Origin of the sequence: Pseudomonas sp. 24 E 13 (genome assembly GCF_900004715.1) — a bacterium.
GTDB lineage: Bacteria > Pseudomonadota > Gammaproteobacteria > Pseudomonadales > Pseudomonadaceae > Aquipseudomonas > Aquipseudomonas orientalis_A.
The window spans coordinates 2,685-9,764 of sequence record NZ_CVTO01000119.1 but is presented as its reverse complement, the minus strand read 5'-3'; the positions used below and the strand labels follow the sequence as shown (position 1 = coordinate 9,764).

Annotated in this window: 7 protein-coding genes; 5 read left to right on the top strand and 2 right to left on the bottom strand. The window is 62.6% G+C overall.

What is annotated here, in order from left to right; all coding sequences use genetic code 11:
- Both BFP90_RS14255 and araH read left to right on the top strand, forming a co-directional pair.
- Positions 1-425 (top strand): ATP-binding cassette domain-containing protein (locus BFP90_RS14255; RefSeq protein WP_141688962.1); only part of this gene is annotated, 425 nt, incomplete at its 5' end.
- A gap of 9 nt (positions 426-434) precedes the next feature.
- The gene (gene araH, locus BFP90_RS14250) at positions 435-1,403 is read left to right on the top strand and encodes an L-arabinose ABC transporter permease AraH (RefSeq protein ID WP_065887779.1); all 969 of its coding nucleotides are present in this window, start codon (positions 435-437) and stop codon (positions 1,401-1,403) included.
- A gap of 114 nt (positions 1,404-1,517) precedes the next feature.
- Here the strand turns inward: araH and BFP90_RS14245 are convergent, their stop codons facing one another.
- On the bottom strand, positions 1,518-2,666 hold the full coding sequence (locus BFP90_RS14245) for an aldose epimerase family protein (protein ID WP_065892960.1): 1,149 nt from the start codon (positions 2,664-2,666) through the stop codon (positions 1,518-1,520).
- A gap of 138 nt (positions 2,667-2,804) precedes the next feature.
- Between BFP90_RS14245 and BFP90_RS14240 the strand changes: the two genes are divergently transcribed.
- On the top strand, positions 2,805-3,572 hold the full coding sequence (locus BFP90_RS14240) for an SDR family NAD(P)-dependent oxidoreductase (RefSeq protein WP_065892961.1): 768 nt from the start codon (positions 2,805-2,807) through the stop codon (positions 3,570-3,572).
- A gap of 162 nt (positions 3,573-3,734) precedes the next feature.
- Here BFP90_RS14240 and BFP90_RS14235 read toward each other — a convergent pair whose 3' ends face one another.
- Positions 3,735-4,685 (bottom strand): AraC family transcriptional regulator, encoded by a 951-nt coding sequence (locus tag BFP90_RS14235; RefSeq protein ID WP_065897090.1) that lies wholly within the window; start codon positions 4,683-4,685, stop codon positions 3,735-3,737.
- A gap of 101 nt (positions 4,686-4,786) precedes the next feature.
- Here BFP90_RS14235 and BFP90_RS14230 point away from each other — a divergent pair, with 101 nt between their 5' ends.
- Together BFP90_RS14230 and yghU are read left to right on the top strand one after the other, a co-directional pair.
- Entirely contained in the window at positions 4,787-6,013 is a 1,227-nt protein-coding gene (locus tag BFP90_RS14230) for an MFS transporter (protein ID WP_065897086.1), read from the top strand.
- A gap of 44 nt (positions 6,014-6,057) precedes the next feature.
- Positions 6,058-6,885, top strand: a complete 828-nt coding sequence (gene yghU / locus BFP90_RS14225; protein ID WP_065897084.1) for a glutathione-dependent disulfide-bond oxidoreductase — start codon at positions 6,058-6,060, stop codon at positions 6,883-6,885.
- Positions 6,886-7,080 lie beyond the last annotated feature (195 nt).

The following is a 7,080-nucleotide window of genomic DNA, read 5'->3' as shown; positions in this document are numbered from 1 at the left end:
CGCATTCGGCGTTCGGCTGGCTGCTGCGCGATGGCTGGGAAAAGGGCAACGCCGACGGGCAAATCAAGGCCATGAAGGTCAAGACGCCGAGCGCCGAACAGAAAATCATGTACCTGTCCGGAGGCAACCAGCAAAAGGCCATTCTCGGCCGCTGGCTGTCGATGCCGATGAAGGTGCTGCTGCTGGACGAGCCCACGCGCGGTATCGACATCGGCGCCAAATCGGAGATCTATCAGATCATCCACAACCTCACGGCCCAGGGTATCGCGGTGATCGTGGTGTCCAGCGACCTGATGGAAGTCATGGGCATTTCCGACCGCATCCTGGTGCTGTGCGAAGGCGCCATGCGCGGTGAACAACTGCGCGAAAACGCGACTGAATCCAACCTGCTGCAGCTGGCCTTGCCGCGCGGCCTGGCGAACTGAGAGACGACCATGACCCTTCAAAACAACGCGTTGCCCTCGGCACGCAAACCCCTCGATCTGCGCGCCTTGCTCGACAATTGGGCCATGCTGCTGGCGGCGATAGGCATCTTTGTGCTGTGTGCCTTGTTGATCGATAACTTCCTCTCGCCGCTGAACATGCGCGGGCTGGGCCTGGCGATTTCCACGGTGGGCATTGCCGCGTGCACCATGCTGTTCTGCCTGGCTTCCGGGCACTTCGACTTGTCGGTGGGCTCGGTGATTGCCTGCGCCGGCGTGGTGGCGGCGATTGTGATGCGCGACACCGACAGCGTGATGCTGGGCATCGGCGCAGCGCTGTTGATGGGCCTGATGGTGGGCTTGATCAACGGCATCGTGATTGCCAAGCTGCGGGTCAACGCGTTGATCACGACTCTGGCGACCATGCAGATCGTGCGTGGCCTGGCCTATATTTTTGCCGACGGCAAAGCGGTGGGCGTGTCCCAGGATCAGTTCTTCGTGTTCGGCAACGGCCAGTTGTTCGGCGTGCCGGTGCCGATCCTGATCACGATCGTGTGCTTCCTGTTCTTCGGCTGGTTGCTCAATTACACCACCTACGGGCGCAACACCATGGCCATCGGCGGTAACCCGGAAGCGGCGTTGCTGGCCGGCGTGAACGTGGATCGCACCAAGATCCTGATCTTCGCCGTGCACGGTTTGATCGGCGCGTTGGCCGGTGTGATCCTGGCCTCGCGCATGACCTCCGGCCAACCGATGATCGGCCAGGGTTTCGAGCTGACGGTGATATCGGCGTGCGTGCTGGGCGGGGTGTCATTGAGTGGCGGTATCGGCATGATTCGCCATGTGATTGCCGGGGTGTTGATCCTGGCGATCATCGAGAATGCGATGAACCTTAAGAACATCGACACCTTCTACCAGTACGTGATTCGCGGCTCGATCCTGTTGCTGGCCGTGGTCATCGACCGCATGAAACAACGCTGAGTTATGCCATGTGAGGACTAAATGTGGGAGGGGGCTTGCCCCCGATAGCGGTGAGTCAGTTGATGCATCTGTAGCTGACCCACCGCAATCGGGGGCAAGCCCCCTCCCACAGTTTTAATCGGCAGTGAATTTAAAAATGGTGTTCTGGGTGTAGGTTTGCCCTGGGTTCAAGCGAGTCGAGGCAAAACCAGGCTGGTTAGGCGCATCCGGAAAATGCTGGGTTTCCAAAGTAAACCCGCTCCAATGCTGGTACGCCTTGCCGCCCTTGCCCTTCATCGAACCGTCCAGGAAGTTGCTGGTATAGAACTGCACCCCAGGCTCGCTGGTGTAGAGCTGCAAGCGCCGACCCGACTCGGGATCATGCACCTCGGCCGCCAGCTGCTTGACGTCACCCTTGGTATCCAGCGCCCAGTTGAAGTCAAACCCGCCCTGTTTCGGTTCGGCAAACTTGAGCTGCGGGTGGTCGTCCTTGATGTGCTGGCCGATAGGTGTGGGCTTGAGGAAGTCCATCGGCGTGCCCTTGACCGGCGCCAGTTCGCCGGTGGGGATCAGGGTGGCGTTCACCGGTGTGTAATGGCTGGCGTGCAGGGTGGCGACCTGCTTGAGGATGTCGCCATTGCCGGCGCCGGCCAGGTTGAAGTAGCTGTGGTTGGTGAGGTTGAGCACGGTCGGTTTGTCGGTGGTGGCGGTGTAATCGATGTGCAGTTCGTTCTTGTCGTTCAGGCGATAGGTGACTTCGGTTTTCAGGTTGCCGGGGAAGCCCATTTCACCGTCCTTGGACAGGTAGGTGAGGGTGACCCCGACCGAATCCTTGTCCTTGAGCGGCTTGGCTTGCCACACCTGCTTGTCGAAGCCCTGGGCGCCGCCATGCAGCGAGTTGGGGCCGTCGTTGAGCGGCACCTGGTAGCGTTTGCCGTCGAGTTCAAAGGCACCGCCGGCCAGGCGATTGCCGAAGCGGCCAATGGTCGCGCCGAAAAACGCGGTGCCGGCCTGGTAGCCCTGCACGTCGTCAAAACCCAGCACCACGTCGTCGACCTTGCCGTGTTTGTCCGGCACCTTCAGCGACTGCAGCACACCGCCGTAGGTAATCACCGTGGCTTGCATGCCATGGCTGTTGCGCAGCACGTATTGTTCGACGGCCGTGCCGTCGTTGGTTTTGCCGAAGGGTTTGTGTTCGCTGCTCAAGCCGGCGGCATGTGCGCCGCCGCTGGCGATCAGCATGGACAGCGCCAGGCCGGACAGCAGGTATCGAGGGTGCTTCATGGTCGAACTTCCTTTTGTTGTTTTAGGATTGAATAGTTCTACTAATGTGCGATATTTCGTCACTTGGACAGCGAATTTATAGCCTTTAACGCCGATTTCGTAAAATAAAATAAGACTAATTGATCGAGGCATCACGTTATGAGTACTGAGCACGCCCTGTATCCCGACCTCAAGGGCAAGACCGTAATGATCTCCGGCGGGGCCTCCGGCATCGGCGAATTCATGGTGCGGGCCTTCGCGGCCCAGGGCGCCAAGGTGGCCTTCGTGGACCGCGCACAAAGCCAGGGCGAACGCCTGGCGGCACTGTTGAACTCCAAGGGGCATACCGTCGAGTTCGAATGCTGCGATATCACCGACGAGATTGGCTATCGCGCCGCGATCGGGCGCTTCGAACACTCCCTGGGCCCGATCACGGTACTGGTCAACAACGCCGCGAACGATGTGCGCCATACCTTGGAGGAAATCGACTCGGAGATGTTCGACCGCCTGATTGCGGTCAACCTCAAGCACGCGTTCTTTGCCGCCAAGGCCGTGGCACCGATGATGAAACACGCCGGTGGCGGCTCGATCATCAACCTCGGCTCCGTCGGCTGGATGATGGCCTCCGCCGGCTACCCGGTGTACGCCGCCAGCAAGGCCGCCGCCCATGGCATGACCCGCGGCCTGGCTCGGGAGCTGGGGCCGCACCGCATCCGCGTCAACACGCTGGTGCCAGGCTGGGTGATGACGGAAAAACAACTGGCCCTGTGGGTGGACGACGCCGCCCGCGAGCTGATCGCCCGCAGCCAGTGCCTGCCGGGCAGTGTGATGCCTGAGCATATCGCCAATATGGCGCTGTTTTTGGCTTCCGACGCCTCGGCGATGTGTTCGGCGCAGAACTTTATCGTGGATGGTGGTTGGGTGTAGAAACGCGACTATCAAACGATGAGGATGAAGTGTGGGAGGGGGCTTGCCCCCGATAGCGGTGTGTCAGCCAGCTTATATGTTGACTGGTACACCGCCATCGGGGGCAAGTCGAATCGTCGCACCGCCCCTCCCACATTTGAAAAGCGGTGCTGCTTCAGGCCTTCATATCGAGCGCCTGGCCGCGCCGGGCGGCTGTCCGGTAATGCGCTTGAAGGCACGGCTGAACGCCGCCTGGGAGGTATAGCCGAGGCGTTGCGCCACGGTGTCGATGGGCATGCGCTCCAGGGTCAGCCATTGGCTGGCCAGGCGCATACGCAGTTCCGTGGCATAGCGCAGCGGCGGTACGCCGAGGGCGGCCTGGAAGCGATCGGCGAACACCGAGCGCGAGGTGTGACACTGGGCGGCAAGCTGCGCCACGCTCCAGTCGTGGCCCGGTTGCTGATGCAAGGCGAGCAGGGCGGGGGCCAGGCGCGGATCGCGTAACGCCGCCACCAGACCCGAGGCGTTGCCACAGGCGCACTCGACCCAACCCCGTACGATCATCGCCGCCACCACATCGGCGAGGCGCGCGAGGATGCCGGCATAACCCACGCGCGCCGTGGACACTTCGCGTTCCATGACCGCCAGAATCGGCATCAGCCCCGGGTAACGCTGGCCTGCGGCATCGATCAGCATCAGGGCGGGCATCAGGTTGCCGAGCCCCTGGAGGCTGCCGAGCTCGAACTCCATACATGCACTGAACAACAGCCTGTCGGGGACGGTATCGGGTGAGGCGTTCACGGCGCAGACGGTATCCCCCAGCGGTGCGCTGTCGAAATCACTGATGTCCTGCACAGCCGCATCCGGCGCGGATAACAGCGCGTGCGCGCCGCCGTGGGAGACGAACACCGCGTTGCCGGCCGACAGGGCGAAAAGGCTGCCGTCCTCGGCACGCAGCGTGGCGTGACCGGCAGCGAGGAAGTGAAAATAGGCGTGGCCCGGCTTGGCACCAAAGGCCATGCCGAACGTAGGCCCGGCCTGGATGCGCCGGTACTGCACACCCCGCAGGCGCATGCCGCGCAGCAATTCATTGATCAGGTCGGAGGAAGCGGTGAAAGCGTCCACTGAATTCATATTCGGGGTTTCAGTCAAATAATCAAGGTTCTGTATCATAGATCATCCAGGCGGGCCTACCTAGACTGAGCGCCACGTTAATGACTGTAGGAAGACTTGTTATGACTGATTGTGCAGCCCATGCGCCTGCAGGCGTTGTGGCAGAGCCGGCCTGGCTGGCGGTATTTTCCCTGGCAATGGGGGTGTTCGGCTTGCTCACGGCTGAGTATTTGCCGGCCAGCCTGTTGACGCCGATGGCCCTGGACCTGGGCGTTACAGAGGCACTGGCCGGGCAAGCGGTCACGGTGACGGCGGTAGTGGCGCTGTTCGCCGGTTTGCTGGTGCCCGGGCTGACCCGTGGTATCGACCGGCGGATCGTGCTGCTGGGCTTTTCCACGCTGATGATCGCCTCCAACCTGCTGGTGGCGCTGTCCTCCAGCCTGACGGTGTTGTTGCTGATGCGCATCCTGCTGGGCATTGCCCTTGGCGGTTTCTGGAGCATGGCGGCGGCGGTGGCGATGCGCCTGGTGCCTGCGGCGTCCTTGCCCCGGGCGCTGTCGATCATTTTCAGCGGGATCGCATTGGGCACCGTGGTCGCTGTGCCGCTAGGCAGCTACCTGGGTGGCCTGTACGGCTGGCGCAGTGCGTTTATCGCGGCGGCCGCCGTCGGCGTGGTGACCCTGGCCTTCCAGGCATTCACGCTCCCACACCTGGCGCCCAATGGCACCGCGCGCCTGCGCACCGTGCTGCACGTGTTGCTGCGCCCCGGCATCGCCATGGGCATGTTCGGCTGCGTCTTGGTGCACACCGCGCATTTCGCGCTGTTCACTTATATCCGGCCATTTCTGGAAAGCACCACCGGCGTCGGCACCGAAGGGCTGGCGCTGATGCTGCTGGGTTTCGGCGTGGCGAACTTCGCCGGCACGCTGTTTGCCGGTTGGTTGCTGGTGCGCCACCCACGGGCAACGCTGGTGTTGATGCCGGTGCTGGTGGGCGTTGCGGCACTGGCGCTGGTCTGGCTGCCTGCGTCACTGCCGACCCAGGCGCTGCTCCTGGCGCTCTGGGGCATGGCGTTTGGCGGCGTGCCCGTGGCGTGGTCGAACTGGGTCGCGCGTGCGGTGCCGGATCAGGCCGAAAGTGCCGGAGGCATGGTGGTGGCGTCGGTGCAGTCGGCCATCGCTGCGGGCGCTGCCGGTGGCGGGTTGATGTTCAGCGTCAGCGGCATTGGTGGAGTGTTTGTCGGGGCGGGTGTGTTGATGCTGCTCGCGGCGTTGCTCATCGCACTGCGTGTGCAGGTACCAGGGCAGGACGGTGACCTGAGTGTGACGCACCACCCGTCTTTGGTTTAGTCTCAAACCCTTCGTTGATCGCAAGCGCTCCAGGAGCATTGAACATGGCTGACTACGTACCCCCCAAGGTCTGGACCTGGGACGCCGAAAGCGGCGGCACCTTCGCCAGCATCAACCGGCCCATCGCCGGCGCCACCCATGAGCAAGCGCTGCCGGTGGGCAAGCATCCCTTGCAGCTGTATTCCCTGGCCACGCCCAACGGGCAGAAGGTCACCATCCTGCTCGAAGAGTTGCTGGCCCTCGGGCACACCGGCGCCGAATACGACGCCTGGCTGATCAAGATCGGCGACGGCGACCAGTTCGGCAGCGGCTTCGTGGGGGTCAACCCGAATTCGAAGATTCCGGCGTTGATGGACCACAGCGGCGCGGCGCCGATTCGCGTGTTCGAGTCGGGCGCGATCCTGCAATACCTGGCCGAAAAATTCGCGGCGTTCTTTCCCGCCGAACCTGCGGCGCGTGCCGAGTGCCTGTCGTGGCTGTTCTGGCAGATGGGCAGCGCACCGTATCTGGGCGGCGGCTTCGGGCATTTCTATGCGTATGCGCCGAGCAAGATGGAGTACCCGATCAATCGCTTTGCCATGGAGGCCAAGCGGCAGCTGGATGTGCTGGACAAGCGCCTGGCGGTGAGCGAGTACATTGCCGGGGATGAATACACCATTGCCGATATTGCTATCTGGCCCTGGTACGGCGGGTTGGTGAAAGGGCGCTTGTATGGGGCGGCGGAGTTTCTGTCGGTGCATGAGTACAAGCATGTGTTGCGCTGGGCCGATGCGATCGATGCGCGGCCGGCGGTGCAGCGTGGGCGGCGGGTGAATCGGGTGTCGGGCGAAGATCAGTTGGCTGAGCGCCATGATGCGCGTGATCTGGACTGAGTGAAATCCAAGTGTGGGAGGGGGGCTCCCGATGGCGGCCTCTCAACCGACGGGTATCCATCTGACGCACCTCGGTCCAAATGTGGGAGGGGGCTTGCCCCCGATGGCGGCCTCTGGGCTGGCCGGGATGTTGGATCAGATCGAGTACATATCCGTTTCTGCGGTAACGGCTGCTAATGGTTCCGCTTTTACAGC

Coding starts and splice junctions, on each gene's coding strand:
- BFP90_RS14245 (WP_065892960.1), bottom strand. CDS start 2,666: ATGAAGCACCCTCGATACCTGCTGTCCGGCCTGGCGCTGTCCATGCTG.
- yghU (WP_065897084.1), top strand. CDS start 6,058: ATGGCTGACTACGTACCCCCCAAGGTCTGGACCTGGGACGCCGAAAGC.
- BFP90_RS14230 (WP_065897086.1), top strand. CDS start 4,787: ATGACTGATTGTGCAGCCCATGCGCCTGCAGGCGTTGTGGCAGAGCCG.
- BFP90_RS14235 (WP_065897090.1), bottom strand. CDS start 4,685: ATGAATTCAGTGGACGCTTTCACCGCTTCCTCCGACCTGATCAATGAA.
- araH (WP_065887779.1), top strand. CDS start 435: ATGACCCTTCAAAACAACGCGTTGCCCTCGGCACGCAAACCCCTCGAT.
- BFP90_RS14240 (WP_065892961.1), top strand. CDS start 2,805: ATGAGTACTGAGCACGCCCTGTATCCCGACCTCAAGGGCAAGACCGTA.